Origin of the sequence: Bradyrhizobium sp. IC4060 (genome assembly GCF_020193715.1) — a bacterium.
In the GTDB taxonomy this organism is placed as follows: domain Bacteria; phylum Pseudomonadota; class Alphaproteobacteria; order Rhizobiales; family Xanthobacteraceae; genus Bradyrhizobium; species Bradyrhizobium yuanmingense.
In genome coordinates this window covers 67,957-83,907 of sequence record NZ_JADYVJ010000007.1, presented here as the reverse complement: position 1 = coordinate 83,907, position 15,951 = coordinate 67,957, and the positions used below count along the sequence as shown (strand labels likewise).

Annotated in this window: 20 protein-coding genes; 9 read left to right on the top strand and 11 right to left on the bottom strand. The window is 65.7% G+C overall.

Annotated elements, in window-relative coordinates:
* Window positions 1–136 precede the first annotated feature (136 nt).
* Window positions 137–1,063 carry an MBL fold metallo-hydrolase gene (locus I6F16_RS22785; RefSeq protein WP_225114058.1) on the top strand — a complete coding sequence of 309 codons (927 nt, stop codon included), beginning with the start codon at window positions 137–139 and terminating at the stop codon, window positions 1,061–1,063.
* 80 nt (window positions 1,064–1,143) lie between these two features.
* On the opposite strand, the gene I6F16_RS22780 is transcribed toward I6F16_RS22785, so the two are convergent.
* The 5 genes from I6F16_RS22780 to I6F16_RS22765 all read right to left on the bottom strand — a co-directional run bounded on the left by I6F16_RS22780 (window position 1,144) and on the right by I6F16_RS22765 (window position 4,598).
* On the bottom strand, window positions 1,144–1,908 hold the full coding sequence (locus I6F16_RS22780; RefSeq protein WP_036026712.1) for an alpha/beta fold hydrolase: 765 nt from the start codon (window positions 1,906–1,908) through the stop codon (window positions 1,144–1,146).
* Between the two features lie 63 nt (window positions 1,909–1,971).
* Window positions 1,972–2,094 carry a hypothetical protein gene (locus tag I6F16_RS38050; RefSeq protein ID WP_260345905.1) on the bottom strand — a complete coding sequence of 41 codons (123 nt, stop codon included), beginning with the start codon at window positions 2,092–2,094 and terminating at the stop codon, window positions 1,972–1,974.
* 200 nt (window positions 2,095–2,294) lie between these two features.
* On the bottom strand, window positions 2,295–2,744 hold the full coding sequence (locus I6F16_RS22775; protein ID WP_225114035.1) for a lipocalin-like domain-containing protein: 450 nt from the start codon (window positions 2,742–2,744) through the stop codon (window positions 2,295–2,297).
* A 116-nt stretch (window positions 2,745–2,860) separates the two neighbouring features.
* On the bottom strand, window positions 2,861–3,817 hold the full coding sequence (locus tag I6F16_RS22770) for an oxidoreductase (RefSeq protein WP_036011654.1): 957 nt from the start codon (window positions 3,815–3,817) through the stop codon (window positions 2,861–2,863).
* A gap of 61 nt (window positions 3,818–3,878) precedes the next feature.
* Complete coding sequence (locus I6F16_RS22765; RefSeq protein ID WP_225114034.1) at window positions 3,879–4,598, bottom strand: hypothetical protein; 720 nt, start codon at window positions 4,596–4,598, stop codon at window positions 3,879–3,881.
* Window positions 4,599–4,881: 283 nt separating this feature from the next.
* On the opposite strand from I6F16_RS22765, the gene I6F16_RS22760 reads away from it, so the two are divergent.
* A complete protein-coding gene (locus I6F16_RS22760) occupies window positions 4,882–5,430 on the top strand; it encodes a TetR/AcrR family transcriptional regulator (RefSeq protein WP_225114033.1) in 549 nt (182 codons plus the stop codon).
* A gap of 56 nt (window positions 5,431–5,486) precedes the next feature.
* Here I6F16_RS22760 and I6F16_RS22755 read toward each other — a convergent pair whose 3' ends face one another.
* On the bottom strand, window positions 5,487–6,284 hold the full coding sequence (locus I6F16_RS22755; protein ID WP_225114032.1) for an adenylate/guanylate cyclase domain-containing protein: 798 nt from the start codon (window positions 6,282–6,284) through the stop codon (window positions 5,487–5,489).
* Window positions 6,285–6,460: 176 nt separating this feature from the next.
* Here I6F16_RS22755 and I6F16_RS22750 point away from each other — a divergent pair, with 176 nt between their 5' ends.
* The 3 genes from I6F16_RS22750 to I6F16_RS22740 all read left to right on the top strand — a co-directional run bounded on the left by I6F16_RS22750 (window position 6,461) and on the right by I6F16_RS22740 (window position 7,396).
* Window positions 6,461–6,829, top strand: coding sequence for a rhodanese-like domain-containing protein (locus I6F16_RS22750; protein ID WP_036011668.1), 369 nt, complete (start codon window positions 6,461–6,463; stop codon window positions 6,827–6,829).
* Window positions 6,830–6,923: 94 nt separating this feature from the next.
* A complete protein-coding gene (locus I6F16_RS22745) occupies window positions 6,924–7,130 on the top strand; it encodes a hypothetical protein (protein WP_050991724.1) in 207 nt (68 codons plus the stop codon).
* A gap of 86 nt (window positions 7,131–7,216) precedes the next feature.
* Window positions 7,217–7,396: a hypothetical protein gene (locus I6F16_RS22740; RefSeq protein ID WP_225114031.1), complete on the top strand. Its 180-nt coding sequence runs from the start codon at window positions 7,217–7,219 to the stop codon at window positions 7,394–7,396.
* 182 nt (window positions 7,397–7,578) lie between these two features.
* Here the strand turns inward: I6F16_RS22740 and I6F16_RS22735 are convergent, their stop codons facing one another.
* From I6F16_RS22735 to I6F16_RS22715, 5 genes are all read right to left on the bottom strand, one after another.
* Window positions 7,579–7,902, bottom strand: a complete 324-nt coding sequence (locus I6F16_RS22735) for a hypothetical protein (protein ID WP_225114030.1) — start codon at window positions 7,900–7,902, stop codon at window positions 7,579–7,581.
* A gap of 56 nt (window positions 7,903–7,958) precedes the next feature.
* Window positions 7,959–9,164 carry an adenylate/guanylate cyclase domain-containing protein gene (locus I6F16_RS22730; protein WP_225114029.1) on the bottom strand — a complete coding sequence of 402 codons (1,206 nt, stop codon included), beginning with the start codon at window positions 9,162–9,164 and terminating at the stop codon, window positions 7,959–7,961.
* A gap of 101 nt (window positions 9,165–9,265) precedes the next feature.
* Window positions 9,266–9,850: a HutD family protein gene (locus I6F16_RS22725; RefSeq protein WP_225114028.1), complete on the bottom strand. Its 585-nt coding sequence runs from the start codon at window positions 9,848–9,850 to the stop codon at window positions 9,266–9,268.
* On the bottom strand, window positions 9,825–10,778 hold the full coding sequence (locus tag I6F16_RS22720; RefSeq protein ID WP_225114027.1) for an alpha/beta hydrolase: 954 nt from the start codon (window positions 10,776–10,778) through the stop codon (window positions 9,825–9,827). Before I6F16_RS22720 ends, I6F16_RS22725 begins: the two co-directional genes overlap by 26 nt.
* Before the next feature lie 175 nt (window positions 10,779–10,953).
* The gene (locus I6F16_RS22715; RefSeq protein WP_225114026.1) at window positions 10,954–13,044 is read right to left on the bottom strand and encodes an adenylate/guanylate cyclase domain-containing protein; all 2,091 of its coding nucleotides are present in this window, start codon (window positions 13,042–13,044) and stop codon (window positions 10,954–10,956) included.
* 311 nt (window positions 13,045–13,355) lie between these two features.
* Between I6F16_RS22715 and I6F16_RS22710 the strand changes: the two genes are divergently transcribed.
* Genes I6F16_RS22710 through I6F16_RS22695 form a run of 4 tightly spaced genes read left to right on the top strand, consistent with a single transcriptional unit; the run spans window position 13,356 to window position 15,921 of the window.
* Entirely contained in the window at window positions 13,356–13,661 is a 306-nt protein-coding gene (locus I6F16_RS22710; RefSeq protein ID WP_036035872.1) for a DUF2282 domain-containing protein, read from the top strand.
* 37 nt (window positions 13,662–13,698) lie between these two features.
* Window positions 13,699–14,613: a DUF692 domain-containing protein gene (locus I6F16_RS22705; protein WP_225114025.1), complete on the top strand. Its 915-nt coding sequence runs from the start codon at window positions 13,699–13,701 to the stop codon at window positions 14,611–14,613.
* A complete protein-coding gene (locus I6F16_RS22700; RefSeq protein WP_225114024.1) occupies window positions 14,603–15,385 on the top strand; it encodes a DNA-binding domain-containing protein in 783 nt (260 codons plus the stop codon). The genes I6F16_RS22705 and I6F16_RS22700 overlap by 11 nt, the downstream gene beginning before the upstream one ends.
* Complete coding sequence (locus tag I6F16_RS22695) at window positions 15,382–15,921, top strand: DoxX family protein (RefSeq protein ID WP_225114023.1); 540 nt, start codon at window positions 15,382–15,384, stop codon at window positions 15,919–15,921. The genes I6F16_RS22700 and I6F16_RS22695 overlap by 4 nt, the downstream gene beginning before the upstream one ends.
* Window positions 15,922–15,951 lie beyond the last annotated feature (30 nt).

Sequence of the window (15,951 nt, the reverse complement as noted above, 5' to 3'; positions counted from 1 at the left end):
AAATTCTATCATGACATTTGTGGATGATGCCAGATCATCGTACACAGACCCCACCGCGATAGGCCGGAGAAGCCGTATGCCATCACCTCTGAACATCAGCCGCCGCATAATGCTCGCAGGCGGCGCGGCCGGAGCGATGACGCCGCTGCTGGGCATGCCGGCCGCGATCGCGCAAACGCCTGCTGGCAGGGCCAATTCCGGCCACTACAGTTTTCGGATCGGCGATATCAAGACAACCGTCGTCAGCGACGGCACGCTGAGCGGCAATCCGCGCATCTATGCCCACACCGCCCAGGCGGAGGAACTCGGCAGGACGCTGAGCGATGCGTTCCTGCCGACCGACACCTTCACGCTCAACCTGAACACGCTTCTGCTGGAAACCGGTGGCAGGAGAATCCTGATCGAGGCAGGTGCAGCGCAAACGCTCGGCCCCGATGGCGGACATCTATTCCGCAATCTTGCGGCGATCGGCGTGGAGCCCGAGCACATCGACGCCATCGTGATCACGCATACCCATCCCGATCACGTCGGCAATCTCAGCCGCGCCGACGGATCGAGCGCTTTTCCGAAGGCGACGGTCCATCTTCCCGAGGACGATTTTGCGTTCTTCATCCGTAACGAGCCTGACCTGTCGCGGCTGCCCATGCCGGAAGATTTCCGGCGCGCCTTCATCGCCAATATCAAGCGAAGCGTGGCGCCCGTCGCCAAGTCTGCCGTGCTGTACCGGCCGGGCAGCGAGTTGTTGCCGGGCATAACGACGATCGCCGCCGGCGGCCACACGCCGGGCATGTCGGCGATCCTGGTGCATTCCGGCGCGCAAGCATTGCTGATCACGTCCGATGCCGCCTATAGCCCCCTACTCAACATCGACAATGCCTGGCGGCCCGGGCCGGATCTCGATCCCGATACCGCGTTGCAGTCGCGCAGGCGCTTGTTCGACCGCGCTGCGACGGACCGCATCCCGGTGCTTGGATTCCATTTCCCGTTTCCGGGCATCGGCAACATCAGGAAGACGGACGACGGCTATCGCTGGGTGCCGGCGAACTGGCGGTTCGAAGGCTGAGCCAGCCCGAAGATGCGAAAGCGGCTATCGTAGGATCTCAAGCCCATCATTCTACGACCGCCGTATGCAGAAGCGCTGTTCTATCCAGGCGCCGCCCCGGCGATTTCCGAGATGAATCGTCCGCAGCGCTCTACGATCAGATCCTTGTCGTTATCGAGCGTGGCGACATGATAGGAATTGTCGAGCCAAAGCAGGCGCACGTCGTTGGAACTGACCTCCTGCGCGATTCGCTTGCCATTGGCCGCCGGCACGACGTGGTCCTCTCTGGAATGAATGGCGAGCGTGGGACAGCTGACCTTGCGCAGCAGGCTTTCGGTCGCAGCAATCAGGACGTGGACCTGCCGGAGGCAAGCGACTGGCACCTCCTGATAGGCCAGCTCCTTGACGCCGGCGGCCTTGATGTCCGATCCGATGCCGGGAACGCGCTTCGGCGCCGCGCCGTCCGATACGAGCTCGGCCATCGCGCCATCGAAGATTCCGGCGGCACCGTTGATCGGCACGGCGCCTGCGACGATGTTCGGAAAACGTGCGGCTAGGTTGAGCGTCAGCGTGCCTCCCATGGACAGGCCGGTGACGAAGACCTTGGTGCCCTGGCCAGCCAGCTCGTGAAGCGCCTGCTCCGCCGACGCGAGCCAATCGAGATAGCCGGTCGTTTCCATGTCGTCCGGTGAGGTGCCGTGGCCCCGCAGGCGAGGCCCGCTGACGGTGAAGCCGAAGCGCCGGTGAAGCTCTTCGCCGAGATACCGCATGCTTTGCGTCGTTCCCGTGAAGCCGTGGAGCACGAGGACCGCAGGCCCCTTGCCCTGCATGAAGAATGGTTCGGCTCCAGCCATCACATCGGTCATGTCATCTCTCCTGTTGTCATCGCGGCTGCGGCCGCATCCGTTCTCGTTCCGATATCGAGGCAATCATGACTGGCGCCTTGCCGAATATGCGGCCGCTGCAAGGCCGATGATCGCACCCTGCAGCATCAGCTTGGCGGATTCGCCAAGCCCCAGACTCGTCAGCAGGTTGAAGCTGAATGTCAACATCAAGGCGGCGACGGTCGGGCCGAGCCCCTCTCCCAGGACTATTGCATATGGTGCTTTGCGCGAGCTGAGCGCGCGCCTCGTCCTTCAACGCCCCGCTAACGGCGGGCGTCTCGAAGAATGGCCACAGGCGAGATCGCTCCCATATGCGATCGCCCTGCCCCTTTCCGGAGCCGAAGGTAACGCCGTCGGCGTGAACGGCGCTAGCGGACCCGCTCGAACGTGATGCGGATCTTCGTGCCGTCAGGTCGTTCAAAATTCTCGGTCATGACGTCGCCGTCGACCACCAGACGCAATTCCTTCCGCGTCCGAACGCTGCCGATCCAGTTCGGAAAGGTGCAGCCCTCGACCTTGTTGCCGCTGAACTCGCCGTTCTCATCCACCGTGTAGGTGCCGAAAAAGCCGATGCTGCCGGCCATGGCCGCGCGGTTTTCCGCGTCCGTGCCCTCGCCCCGCACGCTGGAGGCAAAGCGCGGGACGTCCGAGTCGGTCAGCACCTCGATGAAGTGCATGTCCGGCGTGAAGGTCAGCAGCCCGTTCGGCCGCGCGCCATAGGCCGGCAGGTTCTTTCCTTCCGGATCGATCTGAGCGGAGACCATTCTCCAGGTGCCGAGCACCTTGTTCGGCGGCGTAGCGTGGACTGGAGCACTCATCAGGCAAACTCCCAAAGCGATCATCACCAGATTTCGACGGGTCATGTTGGAGTCCTCTGCTTCGTCTTTCTACGCGGCCGCCGGGCCTCGGAATGGCGGACCTGCGCGAGGCCGCTTCAAGTGCACAGATCCGTCCTCGCCTGGGTGCGGGACGACTCCGTCGCTAAGCGAGCGCCGGTCAGTCTTGCCGAGACATCCCACAGATGAGACGCCACCGCATCGTCATCGGCCTGCGGCGGCACGCGGGCCACGGACGGCGAACCGCGGATTTCGCCGAACTTGTCCGGACCGTAATAGCCGCCGGGGACGATGTCCGGCGACGTCGCCGCGAACAGCGTCGGCAGCGCACCTTGCGCCGCCGGCTGAAACAGGAACCAGAGGGCGGTCCGCGCCAGGCCGGGAAGGCTCATCCGGCCGGCGCCATTCGGAATGAGGTCGGTCCGCGATACGCCGGGATGGGCCGCAACGCTGGTGATGCCCCAGCCGAACCTCCGGCTGCGTCGCTGCAGCTCGAACGCAAACATCAGGTTCGCAAGCTTGGACTGGCTGTAGATCGGCATCGGCTGGTAGCGACGCTCAGCCTGCAGATTGTCGAACTCGATCGCTCCGCTGCGCGCTGCCAGGCTGGACACGGTGACGACGCGCGGCTCGACGCCCTTGTGCAGCAGCGGCAGAAGCTCGGCCGTCAGCGCGAAATGGCCGAGGTGGTTCGTGCCGAACTGCATTTCGAACCCGTCGGCCGTTACTTGCCGGACAGGGGGCATCATGACCGCGGCATTGTTGACGAGCAGGTCGAGACTGTCCCGTTGGCCACGCAAACGGGAGCCGAAGGCCCGCACCGAATGAATATCCGCAAGGTCGAGCCGTTCGAACCGGACGTTCGCGTTGGGCTGACGGGATCGGATCCGCGCGACGGCGTCTGCTCCCTTCGAGGCATTGCGACCGGCAATGATCACTTCGCCGTCCGCACGCGCCAACGCCAGCGCATCTTGGTAACCCAGGCCACCCGTGCCCGTGACAACGGCGCAACGCCCCCGCTGGGACGGAATATCGCTCGCACTCCAACCAGGCATCGGGCCATCTCCCACGGCACAACATCACATCGGGCCAGTTAAATTACACCTAGTGTAATTTTCAAGCGTTGTGCCGCCCGAGCCTGTTGACCTTCTCGTGAACGACACCTGCGCCGCGGCCCTCCCGCGCTGCGCGATTCAGTGGCCGCAGCGAAGCTCTGAGGATCCCGCGCAGCCGGACAAGCAAGAGGGCGGCTAGCGCCCGCAGCTTGGCCAGCGTCCCGGCGCGGATGACGGTCAGCACGGGGAGCAGCGCGAGCAGAAGGCTGAGGCCAATCCAGCGCAGAAGGCGGCCGGCCAGAAAGGCCTGGATCGTCGGGGTCCAGTCGTCCACCACGAGATTGACGGTCGCGGCGAACGCCGCCTTCGCACCGAGACAGAGGAAGCTGTTCGAAACGACGTTCGCCAGATCGAAGCAGGGATGGAACGAGATGGCGCACAGCAGGATGAGAACGCCGAAATTGCCGAGATACGGCGAACGTATGGCCTTCACCGCGCGCGCGAGGGTCCGAGCGACAAATCGACGCTGGTCACGTTCCCTTGGCGAGCCTTGCACGGCGCCGTCGAGGCGCTGCTCGCCGGCATGACGGGCTCGCGCGTCATGTATCGTCCGGGGGACGGATTGCAGGCTCCTGCGAGGTCTGCTGATTGCACGGCGAGGCCGGTGCGGCGCGCCCTGGCGATGGCTGGAGGCGACGTAACCGGCAGGATTGCGGCGTAGAAGCTCGATGTTGCCGGAGCTGCGCGTGCGCTGGTCCTTCCCGGCCGCCGCTTGCAGCAAGCCGGCCTCGGCATCGTGGAAATCGCAACGCGAAGCATCGGCATCCCGGTCGTTCGCCGGGCCGTCCCTGTCTGCAGTCATCTTGATCCAGTTCGCTGGTCTTGGACGCCTCGAATCGGCCCGAGCCTTGCTGGCCGGCCTCACATGCAGTAATTTCGCACTTGATGCGGAATTTTATCGCACTGAGTGTAATTTTGAATGAGGCCGTTGTGTGTCGAAACAGGACGGAGACGACCCATCACCGAAAAGCGAGGGACTGAGGGAGCAAAAGCGCCGCGAAACGTTGCGACGGATCACCGACACCGGTCTGAGGCTCTTCCTTCGGAACGGCTATGAGGCGACGACGCTCGATGCCATCGCGGAGGCAGCGGGAATTTCGCGTCGGACCTTCTTCTATTATTTCAAGTCGAAGGAAGACATCATCCTGGCCTGGCAGGGCGGTCTCGCCGAAGCCATAGGGCGCGCCGTTCTGGAGCAATCGACCAAGCAGCCGCCGCTCGAAGCGGTGAAGAATGCACTGGTCAGACTCACGGCGTCCTACGAGGACGTCCAGGCCCGGAAACAAATGATGGAGATCGACCGGTTCATCCGCACCAACGAGACGCTTCGCGCCCGCGAGGCCACCAAATACGCCCAACAGGAACAGGCGGTCTTCGACGCGCTCTGCACGATGTGGCCGCAGCCCAAGCGGCGAACGGCACTCCGCATAGTCGCGATGGTCTCAATCGGAGCTTTTCGCCTTGCGATCGACAGTTGGAGCCAGGATGAGGGAAGGCGTCCCTTCGCCGCCTATTTGCGGGACCGTTTCGCAAACATGAAGGCGGAAGCTTGAATCCAGGGGCTGTGACTGAGGCGCAGCCTCGCAAGGCTTATTGCGCCGCGATGCCCTCAGCCCTCCACCCGGTACAGCCGCCACCTTTCGGGCACCCCCTTGAGCCGGTGCTGGCCATGCTCCCTCAGGTTGATTGCGGACTGCGCCGCCATCAGTTCCTTTACCGCGCTCGAAACCAGCACCTCGCCCGCGCGTGCTTTCGCTGCAACCCGGGTGCAGATGTGGAACGCGAGGCCGACCATTTCGCCGCCGCTGATGGTGTATTCGCCCGCGTGGAGACCCACCCTGATCTCGAGGCCGAGCGTGCGCACGGCTTTCTGAATCGCGGCCGCGCAGGCGATGCCGGCAGCGGGTTTCCTGAAGGTCGCCAGCACGCCGTCCCCCGTGGTCACGACCTCCTTGCCGCGGCACGTCTTCAGCTCCTTGCGGACCGCCGCGTAATAATGGCCTATCACCTTGGTCCAGCGCGCATCGCCGAGCTTGGCTGCCTTCGCCGTGGAGCCGACGATGTCCACGATGAGGATGGTGGCGAGCGCCTGCTTGAGCTCGGCGGCGCGGGCAGCCGACCGGCGCCGGTTCGCGATGGGTCCGGTCAGCGGCTCATAGCGGTGATTGCGGCGCCGCGCGATCGCGGCTTTCGTGTACTCCTGCGCGCGCTGCGCGGTGCCGCAACGGATCGTCTTCTCCTGCGGCGACCGCGACCAGTAGACCTTGCGCCCGGCGCCGGCGCCCTGCACCTCCACCGCGCCCCATTTCAGGAAGACCGCCGCGCCGACGCGTCTGACGCACCACGCCTTCGAGGTGTATCCGGAGACGTTGGACTGATGGACACCGATGCGGAGAAATTTGGGCATGAAGGTGCGGCCAGAGACCGTTTGGGCGTAGCTTCGGCAAGGCTAGTCGGACAATCCGGCCTTGGCAACCGGACCTCCGGCCTCTGACTCCGGCGGGACAAGCTTATCCAGGAGCGATGTCCAGATCGATGTGCTATCCTCCTATGGGGCGGCAGAAGAAAATCCGGAGAGAATTTATGGCAACGAGTGTCAAGCAAATGCTGGAAGCTGCGAACGCGGCGGTCCCGAAGATCACCTCGGAGCAGGCGGCCGAGATGATCAACAAGGGCAACACGCTGGTCGTGGACGTTCGCGATGCGCCGGAAGTCGCCGCCAGCGGCAAGATCGCCGGCGCCGTGAACGTCTCGCGCGGGATGCTGGAGTTTCGCGCCGACCCGGAGTCGCCCTATCACGACAAGGCGTTCGACAAGGGCAAGACCGTCATCCTCTATTGCGCATCCGGCGGCAGGTCGGCGCTGGCCGGCAAGCTCTTGAAGGATATGGGTTACGAGAACGTCTACAACGTCGGCGGCTTCAAGGACTGGACGGGCGCAGTCGAGAAGTAGCGAGAACAGCGGCGCGGTTCCGTTGACTGCGCTGCGAACTCCGATTGGCACTTTCTGCGGCAAGGCGCGTTGCGGTGTTGTCGAGGAGGCGCAGATGACCAAGACCAAGGCTGCCCACGCACAAGACGCCAAGATTCCCACGCAAGCAGCGCTCAATCCCGGTGACGAAGCTCCGCCCGGAACCAAGGGCACCGGCGACGACGTCTGTCCCGATTGTCACGGCAAGGGACGCATCGACGGCGCGCCTTGCGCCACCTGCGGCGGGAGCGGCACCATCACGCGGGCAGTCGGCGGCGCCTGACGCCGCCTGGTCCAGCGGCTTCACCCTCAAAGCAACGATCGGCCCTTCACGTGTGTTTTCCCCAACTGGAGACAGTGAGGCGCACCATGAACAAGACGAACGGACTGAGACCCGACGATTTTCCGATCGAAGCCGACAAGGACAAGCTGAAGACACACAAGGGCGAGCCGGTGGCCTCGGCCGAGACCGAGCAGATCGCGGACGAGATCGCCGACCGGCTGAACGAGCAGGCCCACCAGGAAGAGCAGGATCGCTGGTCGGCGTAGTTCAGCGGGTTTGCGGCCGCACCATCGGATTTGGAACGACCACGCGTTCCTGCGCATTGGCCCTTCGCCGGCGTCTCACCATTCCGGCAAATGGCGGCCCCGGCTCAAGCCCGCCCCCGGATGCCGGGCCGGGGCCGCCTAGAGCGCGATGCGATTAGGATGAACCGTCATCGCGCTCCAGGTTATTGTTTGAGCATGATCTTTTCGGAAAACCGCTGCGCACTTTGCGCTGTGCGGCCCTCCGGGTCCGGATCATGCACCAGGCCGAGCACAGGAGCGGACATGAAAGCACTCGTCATAGCAGGGCTCATCGCGGCGCTCGCCTCGTCCCCTTCCGCCTTCGCGCAAAGCGGCGCGGGGCCGTCGAGGACGGGCTCCGGCATCAATTCGACCGGCACCGGCGGCACGACCGGCGCGGGCGCCTCCAGCCTCAATACGTCATCGGACGCCAACAACGGCGGCGCCAATGCACCGGCGAAGTCGTCAACGGTGAGGCCGGGCGACAACGATCCGGCCAGGCAGACCCAGGGGGGCCAACAGGCCCTGCCGAACGCCCCCGGAACTAACCGGAAATAGCGCGAGCCGGATAGGCATAGAGCTCGATCGGGGCGTTGAAGCCGCGCACCTCGTGCCGGCCGACATGCTCCAATGCGAACTCCTTCTCGACAAGCTCGGCGAAATCGCGTGACAGCAGCACATTCCTGCCGAGCGTCTTGGTCAGCGCCTCCAGGCGGGAGGCCATGTTGACGGCCGGGCCGATCACCGTGAAATCCAGCCGCTGGGCAGATCCGATATTGCCGTACATGACATCACCGACGTGGACGCCGATGCCGTAGTTCAGCGGCGCGCGGCCGGTCGCGCTGTTCCGATCGTTGAGCGCGGCCATGGCTCCCCTCGCCTCGGCCACCGCATGCAGAAGATTGGCGCAGGCGTTCGGCTGATGCAGCGGGAAGATGGCGAGCAGCCCGTCGCCGATGAACTTCAGGATCTCGCCGCCGTGCCGCGCGATCGGCTCCGACATCGCGTCGAAATAGTCGTTGAGAAGGTCGATGACATCGTCGCGCGGCCAGTTGTCGGAGATCTTGGTGAAGTCCCTGAGGTCGCAGATCATGATCGCGGCGCGCACCGTCGTGCCGGTGCCGCGCCTGGTGGCGCCGGCCAGGATCAGCTCGCCGGCATGGGAGCCGACATAAGTTTCCAGCAGCGTGCGCGCCAGGCGATTCTTGATGCGGATCTCGCTGACCAGCGCCAGCACCGGCAACAGCTTCTTCAGGCCGGCGATGTGGACATCCTCGAAACCGCCGGGACGATCAGTGGCGAAGGTCACGACGTGGCGCTTGCCGAGCGTGTGCAGCAGCGGCCAGGCCACATAGTCGGTCATGCCCAGCGACCGCATGTCGTCATAGAGAGCATGCTTGCGACCGAGCGAGGTATCCTGCTCGAGCTTTTCGCGGACCTCGTCGGCACCGTCATGGATCTCGTTGGCGGAGCTGCCGATATATTCGGACCGCTCGCGAACGTCATAGTCGGCCAGCGTGATCTCCGCCTCGCGCTTGCCGTCGGACCACATCATGCGGGCGCCCAGCCATTGCGGATGATGGATCATCACGTGAAGCGTCGACCGCTTGAGCGGAATGCCCGCCTGCTGCAGGCGGATGCACATCTGCGCAAAGATATTATCGATGTAGCGCTCGTCGCGCGTGCCGTTGGTCAGCCAGTCGATGACGCCGTCGGCCTGCGTGGGGGCGTATGTGTGTGGCGCATTCATATCCTGCCCCTCGAGCTGCGGTTTAGCCAGCAGATATCGTGCGCCGGCCCGGCGGCGTCAACCTAGCGAGTTGCATGGATTGTGCGCATCGGTCCGAGGTTCTAGACCAGAAGCCGGATCGACCCCAGCACCGCCAGACCCGCGACGAGCGCAAGCTGCGACGGCCCGGCCAGCTCGACCTTCAACGTGCCGGTGCGGGGAATCGCAAATTCCTCGTTGTCGAGGCGGATGCGGCATTCGCCGCGCGGGGCGTAGACCAGATGCGTGCCGGCGGCGAGGTGCCGGTCGCCGGGCTGCTTCAACGCGAGGAGATCGATCTCGGCCGCGCCGCGCCGCGCCATGAGGTTCACGACCTCGACGGGACCGGCCTCGAGCTCGGTCACGATCTCGAGCTCGCCGGTGAAACGCACCGTCGTAAAAGGTTCACGTTCGTCGAATTCCTGCGTCGGCGACTTCAGCACCAGCCCGCGGCCCTCGACGACCATTTGCAAGCGGTCGATGCCGGGCATGTGGGAGAACGGACCGGACGCAAGAATCGGCGTCGACGCAAAGCGCCAGAGCAGGCTGTCCCAGTCCTTCCGCGGCGCATCGGCCCGATGCGCATCCGCGATGTCGGTGAAGACGCCGCCGCCGTTCTTCCACGGCGAGCGGGTGTAGTTTTCAGGATTGAGCAGCGTGGTCTTCATGGAGATTCCTAATGCGATGAGGGTGCGGAGCATCGGCGCGCCCGTCCAGGAACGGCTCAGCCTCCTTGCGCACCGTGTCCAGATGCGTGAACAGCGAGACGTGACCGCCATCGGGGAGCGCCAGCAGCTTCGCCTGCGGGATTGCCCGGCAGACGTTCGCGGCATGCGAGAACGCCACCACATCATCGGCGCGGCCGTGCACGACGAGAACAGGCGCCGAGACCGTTCCTGCGGGCAGCTGCTCGAGCGCGGCAAATTGCGCGATGTCGTTGACGGTGCCGGGGATCCTGGCGGCTAGATGCTGGAACACGCTCGACTGCAAGATGCGCAACAAGAGGCCTGCCTCGGGATGGCGCAAGGTTCGCTCGCGCATCGCGTCATCGGGAATCGCGCGGCGCGCACCAGATTGCGGATTGCGTTCAGCCCGCCACTTTAGGACCCCTGGCAATCCGGGAAGACGGGCAAGATGGCGCATCATGCGCAGGCGCGCGGCGATGTCCGGCGGTGTTTGCAGCCGGCCCGTGCAGGCCGAGATCAGCACCAGCGAGCGGCAGCGCGAGGGATGCCGCGCGGCGAATTGCAGCGCCGAGGGGCCGCCGGCCGAGACCGCGACGACCGCCGCGCTGGAAATCCCGAGCGCGTCGAGCAGCTCGCGATAGAGATCAGCCTGTTCATCAGGCGAGGCGCCCAGCTCCAGGCGCGAGCCGAGATAGCCCGGGCGAGACACGGCCAGCACCCGCCTGCCGCCGAGCGTCGAAGTGAGCGCACGCGCGAGCAGCCACGACTGGTCGTGGCCGCCCATGCCGCCATGGATGGCGAGGATCGCAGGCCCCTCGCCTGCGACCGCGCATTGGATGATCCCGCGGGAGGTCTGCACCGAGACCGGTGCAGGCCCGGCGAGCGGCAATGCATCCGGATTTGCGGTCATGTCGCGCCTTCCGCGCCCTCGGGTGCGCCGGCCTTGAGATGACGCAGAACCTTCGCGGGACGCTGACGCCTGGGTGAACTGCAGACCCAAGCGGTCCCATACTATAGGGACCCGGCGAGCTCAAGGGCTCGGCCTGCAGGTTGCGCGGGCAGCCATGACGTCGTGGAATCCGCCGCTATTTCGACGCCAATGCCGCCACAGGCCGCCAGCTGACGTCGGGCGCAGCTGCAGCGAGCCGACGGCAGCGGTCCCGCATCAGCTCGGCTGGGCGATCGTCGCCGCGCTGCTTCAGCACCGCCTCGAAATCGGCCAGCGCGTCGGCAAAGCGGCGGGCGCGATAGGTGGCGAGTCCGCGCTCGTAGTCGGCGATCCAGCCGGTGCTGCCAACCGCCATCTCGTTCGCCATCCCGATCAGCTCGTGAACGGAGAGTCCCTCCTCGCGTCCGTAGACCGCGATGCTGTCGACCTCGCGCGTGACGACGGCGCCGCGCGCCAGACGTTCGGTCGCCGCGCCGACCAGGATCTGCGTGCCGTAAGATTTGTTGGCGCCTTCGAGCCGGCTCGCGACATTCACGGCATCGCCGATCACGGTGTAGTTCAGCCGCAGCTCCGAACCGATATTGCCGACCAGCATGCGGCCGGAATTGATGCCGATGCGGATCTGGAGCGGCTGACCGAGATCGTCGACGAGGCCCGACTCGTCGATCGCTTTGTGGCAGGCGAGCGCGGCACGGCAGCATCGCGCGGCGTGATCGCCTTGCGGCTGCGGCGCGCCCCAGAACGCCATCACGGCATCGCCGATGAACTTGTCGATGGTGCCGCCATTGGCGGCAATGATCTCCGAGGTGAGGTCGAGATAGCTCGACAGCAGCGGCACGACGCGGTCACCGAGCCGCTCCGACAATCCAGTAAAGCCGGCGATGTCGATGAACATCACGCTGAGCTCCTGAACGCTGCCGCCGGGCTTCGCCTCGACGCCCTGGCGCAGCAGGCCGCGGACGAGATCGGCCGGGATGAACTTGCGGAATGCGGACAGGCCGGATGCCATCTCCGCGATCGCACCCGACAGGCTTGCGATCTCCTTGAGCCGCGACGGATGACGGCGGACCTGCTCCAGCGCGAAAGCCTCGACATGGCGCAGCTCGCCGACGACGCGCGACAGCGGCGCGGCGATGACGGACCGCGCCAGCATTGCCGAGGCCAGCGCCGCGAGCACGGCGCCGACGGCGAGACCGAGGATCAGGCGATGCAATGTCGTCTCGACCGGCCCGAGAAATTCGGCCTCGGGGATCACGGTCGCGAGCGACCAGCCGGGAAACGGCAGCGGCGTCAGCGCGACCTCATAGGCCGCGCCGCCCGAGGTGAGCCGGCTGCGCCAGGCCTCCTTGCGGCCGGCCTCCCCGGCCTGGTCGAGCGCTGCGCGCGCCAGCGGCAGCAGCGTGGTGTCGCCGTGCGCCGGATGGAGCTCGTCGGCGTCCTTATCCGGCGCAGCGACAAGCTCGCCGCTGCCGTCAACGATGAAGGCGGTGCCGGTGCGCCCGACCTCCAGCTGCGACAGGAAGCGCGCAAGCCTGGTATATTCGATGATGACGGCAAGCACGCCTTGGCGCTCCTGGTAGACGTCGATCGGGCCGGCGAAGGCGATCGACGGCCGCTCGCCGGTCGCGTGGTTCATGACCCTGAACCATTGCGGGTCGTCCGCGCCGAGGCCGGCCTTGAACCAGGCCTGATCGGCGACGCGGAAATCGGTCGGCTCGAAGCGGCGGTTGGCAAATTCGATGTCGCCGGGCACCACGTCATATTCGTCGACCCGGCGCTCGCCCGGATGATCCGTCAGCGAGATCTCCATCATCTCCAGGCGCCGATCGCCGAGCTTGTGCGCGGCGAAGAAGGAGCCGTCGGGCCAGCCGAACGCGACCCAGGAAATCGTCGCCTGCGACTGCAATTGTGACAGGAACACGAACTCACGCTTGTCGGCCTCGCGGGTGTCGAGCACGTTCTGGAGGAACAGCGTGCGGATCGCGGTGTGCGCGGCCCGCGCCTCGTCGACGATGGCCGCGACCTCCTTGCGCACCGCCGCGACGATCTGCTCGTTGATGGTCGAGGCGAGCTGCCGGCTGGCCGCCTCCGCCGTGCGCCACCACAGCAGGCTGCAGAGCGCCGCGGTCAGCAGGATCGCGGCGAGGACCAGTGCGGAGACCGCAAGGCGGATGCTCACCGTCATCCTAGCGATCGCGCGAAGCTGGCGTCCGGGATCGACGTTCATGGTTTTATCCGCCTTTGGGTGGGCGCGACTCCTGTCATCGCTCTACGCAGATTTCCTACCGTCCGTTACCTCTGCCAAGTTTGGTCGGACGCATCCAATGCTCTCGCTCTAACGTGTCGATAGCGCCAAGGCATTGGATTGGCTGCCCACTTGCCCGCTACTCCTCACCCAAGCGCACCGTCCGTGCGCCCGATCCCAACCGGTCTCACGGATTTGTGAGCAGCCCGCCGTAACGCGGGCGGCGCGCGGAGCGAAGGAGACCATGCGCGCATCCCTGCCCAGGCGATGCCACCTCGAACAGGAGAACCTCGATGTCTGCCAAACATACCGTCACCTCCCTCGTCCTCGCCGGTGCGGTGTCGACCGCCCTCGCGACCCTTGCCTCCGCCGCCCCTCTGAGCAAGGCCGAAGCCGATGCCGCCGTCGCCGCCAAAAAAGAGAAGTGCTTCGGCGTCGCACTGAAAGGCCAGAACGATTGCGCGGCGGGACCGGGCACCACCTGCCAGGGCACCTCGACCGTGGACTACCAGGGCAATGCCTGGAAATTCGTCAAGGGCGGCACCTGCACCAGCATCGAGCTGCCGGGCGGCAAGAAGGGTTCGCTGAAGCCGGTGTAACCGCCGGCGCAACGGCAGGCGCGAACGGAGCAGCACAATGAGCACAATCAGGCCGGCCCCGCCAGCAGCGCTGCCGCTCCGCTTCGCAACGCCGATCGGCGGCGTTGCCGGGACGAGCTTCAAGCCCGAGCACCTCCCGGCAATCCTCGAGGCAAAGGATCAGCGCGGCTTCTTCGAGGTCCACGCCGAGAACTACATGGGCGCCGGAGGGCCGCCGCATCGCGCGCTGGAGGCGATCCGCCGCGACCATCCGCTCTCGCTGCACGGCGTCTGCATGTCGATCGGCGGACCCCGGCCGCTCGACAAGGCGCATCTGGCGCGCTTCCGCGGCCTGGTCGCGCGCTATCAGCCGGCGCTGGTCTCCGAGCATCTCGCCTGGTCGACGCACGAGACCAGCTTCTTCAACGATCTGTTGCCTCTGCCCTACACGGCGGCGACGCTGACTTGCGTCTGCGATCACATCGATCAGGTGCAGGAGGCGATCCGGCGGCCGCTGCTGTTGGAAAACCCGTCGACCTATCTCGCCTTTCGCGAATCCTCGATGCGCGAGACCGAGTTCATCCGCGCTGTTGCGGAGCGCACCGGCTGCGGCCTGCTGCTCGACGTCAACAACGTGTTCGTCTCCGCGGCCAACCATGGATATTCGGCGCTCGACTACCTCGCTGATTTCCCGCTGTCGCGCGTCGAGGAAATTCATCTCGCCGGGCATGCCGCGCAGGCCGACGACGAAGGTGACCTGCTGTTGATCGACAGCCACGATGGCCCGGTGGCCGACGCCGTCTGGAAGCTCTACGAGATCGTGATCCGGCGCCGCGGGCCGGTGCCGACGCTGATCGAATGGGACAGCAAGATTCCGGACTGGCCGGTGCTGCAAGCGGAAGCCGCGGCCGCCCAGGCGATCCTCGACCGCCATCAGTCCGTCATACCGGCAGGAGAGCGTCATGCCGCCTGAACCCGGCCTGTGTTTTGCCGCATCGTTCGCGCCGGCGTTGCTGGATCCGGAGCGCAGCACGCCTGAATTCGTGACCGGCCCCAACGGCAAGGCCGCTGGCCGGCGCTATGACGTCTACCGCAACAACGTCACGGTCAGCCTGATCGACGCGCTCGCCGCGATCTATCCGGCGGTGCAGCGCATCACCGGCACCGACTTCTTCCGCGCCATGGCGCGCTTGCATGTGCGCAGCAATCCGCCGACATCGCCGCTGCTGTTCCAATACGGCCGCGATTTTCCGGATTTCATCGAAGCCTACGAGCATGCGCAAGGTATGCCCTGGCTCGCCGACGTCGCGCGTCTCGAGCGGGCCTGGCTCGATGCCTATCACGCCGCGGACGCCGTCCCGCTGTCGCCGGCCCGGCTCTCGGCGGTGACACCCGACCGCCTGGCTGATGTGGTGTTCATTCCGCACCCGGCCGCGCGATGCCTGCGTTCGGACTATGCCGCCGTGACGATCTTTGCGGCCAACCGCGACGACGCACCGGTCATGCGGATCGATGCCTCGACGCCGGAAGATGCCCTGATCACGCGAGGCGAATTCGACGTCGCCGTGCGCCGCCTTCCACCCGGCGGTGCGGTCTTCGCGCACCATCTCATGTCGGGCCGGCCGCTCGGCGAAGCCGCCGCGGCAGCGCTGGAGGCGGCAAGCGAATTCGACATTGCCGCGAACATCGCCGGGCTGATCGAAGCCGGCGCCTTCACCTCGCTCTGTTGCGGAGACCCATCATGATCACGGAGCAACCCATGACGCCCGCCAGCGGCCTGCCGTCGCTCGGAGCACTCATCGACAGAGCCAATCATCTGGTGCAGGCGCTCGCGATACCATCGCTGGTCCAGCTGGTGCTGCGCCTCGCGCTGGCCGTGCCGTTCTGGCGCTCGGGCCTGCTCAAATGGGACGGCTTCCTCAGGCTCAACGACACGGCAGTAACGCTGTTCAGCGACGAATTCATGCTGCATCTGCCCGGCGGTCCCTATCACTTTCCGGCCCCGACGGTGATGGCCTTTCTCTCGGGCTCCGGCGAGATCATGTTCCCGATCCTGCTGGTGCTGGGGCTGGGCACGCGGTTCGCAGCGCTCGGACTGCTAGTGATGACGGTGATCGTCGAGCTCACGGTGCCCGACGGCTGGCCGATCCATCTCACCTGGGCAGCGATGGCACTTGCCGTCATGGCTTACGGGCCGGGGCACATCTCGCTCGATCATCTGATCTGTCGCATCCGTAGCCCGGATGGAGCGCAGCGCAATCCGGGGCAGGTTGCGCGGTGAGGCATCGGTCCCGGATTACGCTTGCGCTCC

Excerpts from the sequence above, each read along its gene's own strand:
- I6F16_RS22785 (WP_225114058.1), top strand. The coding sequence starts at position 137 with ATGACGCCGCTGCTGGGCATGCCGGCCGCGATCGCGCAAACGCCTGCT.
- I6F16_RS22780 (WP_036026712.1), bottom strand. The coding sequence starts at position 1,908 with ATGACCGATGTGATGGCTGGAGCCGAACCATTCTTCATGCAGGGCAAG.
- I6F16_RS38050 (WP_260345905.1), bottom strand. The coding sequence starts at position 2,094 with ATGTTGACATTCAGCTTCAACCTGCTGACGAGTCTGGGGCTTGGCGAA.
- I6F16_RS22775 (WP_225114035.1), bottom strand. The coding sequence starts at position 2,744 with ATGAGTGCTCCAGTCCACGCTACGCCGCCGAACAAGGTGCTCGGCACC.
- I6F16_RS22770 (WP_036011654.1), bottom strand. The coding sequence starts at position 3,817 with ATGCCTGGTTGGAGTGCGAGCGATATTCCGTCCCAGCGGGGGCGTTGC.
- I6F16_RS22755 (WP_225114032.1), bottom strand. The coding sequence starts at position 6,284 with ATGCCCAAATTTCTCCGCATCGGTGTCCATCAGTCCAACGTCTCCGGA.
- I6F16_RS22750 (WP_036011668.1), top strand. The coding sequence starts at position 6,461 with ATGGCAACGAGTGTCAAGCAAATGCTGGAAGCTGCGAACGCGGCGGTC.
- I6F16_RS22745 (WP_050991724.1), top strand. The coding sequence starts at position 6,924 with ATGACCAAGACCAAGGCTGCCCACGCACAAGACGCCAAGATTCCCACG.
- I6F16_RS22740 (WP_225114031.1), top strand. The coding sequence starts at position 7,217 with ATGAACAAGACGAACGGACTGAGACCCGACGATTTTCCGATCGAAGCC.
- I6F16_RS22730 (WP_225114029.1), bottom strand. The coding sequence starts at position 9,164 with ATGAATGCGCCACACACATACGCCCCCACGCAGGCCGACGGCGTCATC.
- I6F16_RS22725 (WP_225114028.1), bottom strand. The coding sequence starts at position 9,850 with ATGAAGACCACGCTGCTCAATCCTGAAAACTACACCCGCTCGCCGTGG.
- I6F16_RS22720 (WP_225114027.1), bottom strand. The coding sequence starts at position 10,778 with ATGACCGCAAATCCGGATGCATTGCCGCTCGCCGGGCCTGCACCGGTC.
- I6F16_RS22715 (WP_225114026.1), bottom strand. The coding sequence starts at position 13,044 with ATGAACGTCGATCCCGGACGCCAGCTTCGCGCGATCGCTAGGATGACG.
- I6F16_RS22710 (WP_036035872.1), top strand. The coding sequence starts at position 13,356 with ATGTCTGCCAAACATACCGTCACCTCCCTCGTCCTCGCCGGTGCGGTG.
- I6F16_RS22705 (WP_225114025.1), top strand. The coding sequence starts at position 13,699 with ATGAGCACAATCAGGCCGGCCCCGCCAGCAGCGCTGCCGCTCCGCTTC.
- I6F16_RS22700 (WP_225114024.1), top strand. The coding sequence starts at position 14,603 with ATGCCGCCTGAACCCGGCCTGTGTTTTGCCGCATCGTTCGCGCCGGCG.
- I6F16_RS22695 (WP_225114023.1), top strand. The coding sequence starts at position 15,382 with ATGATCACGGAGCAACCCATGACGCCCGCCAGCGGCCTGCCGTCGCTC.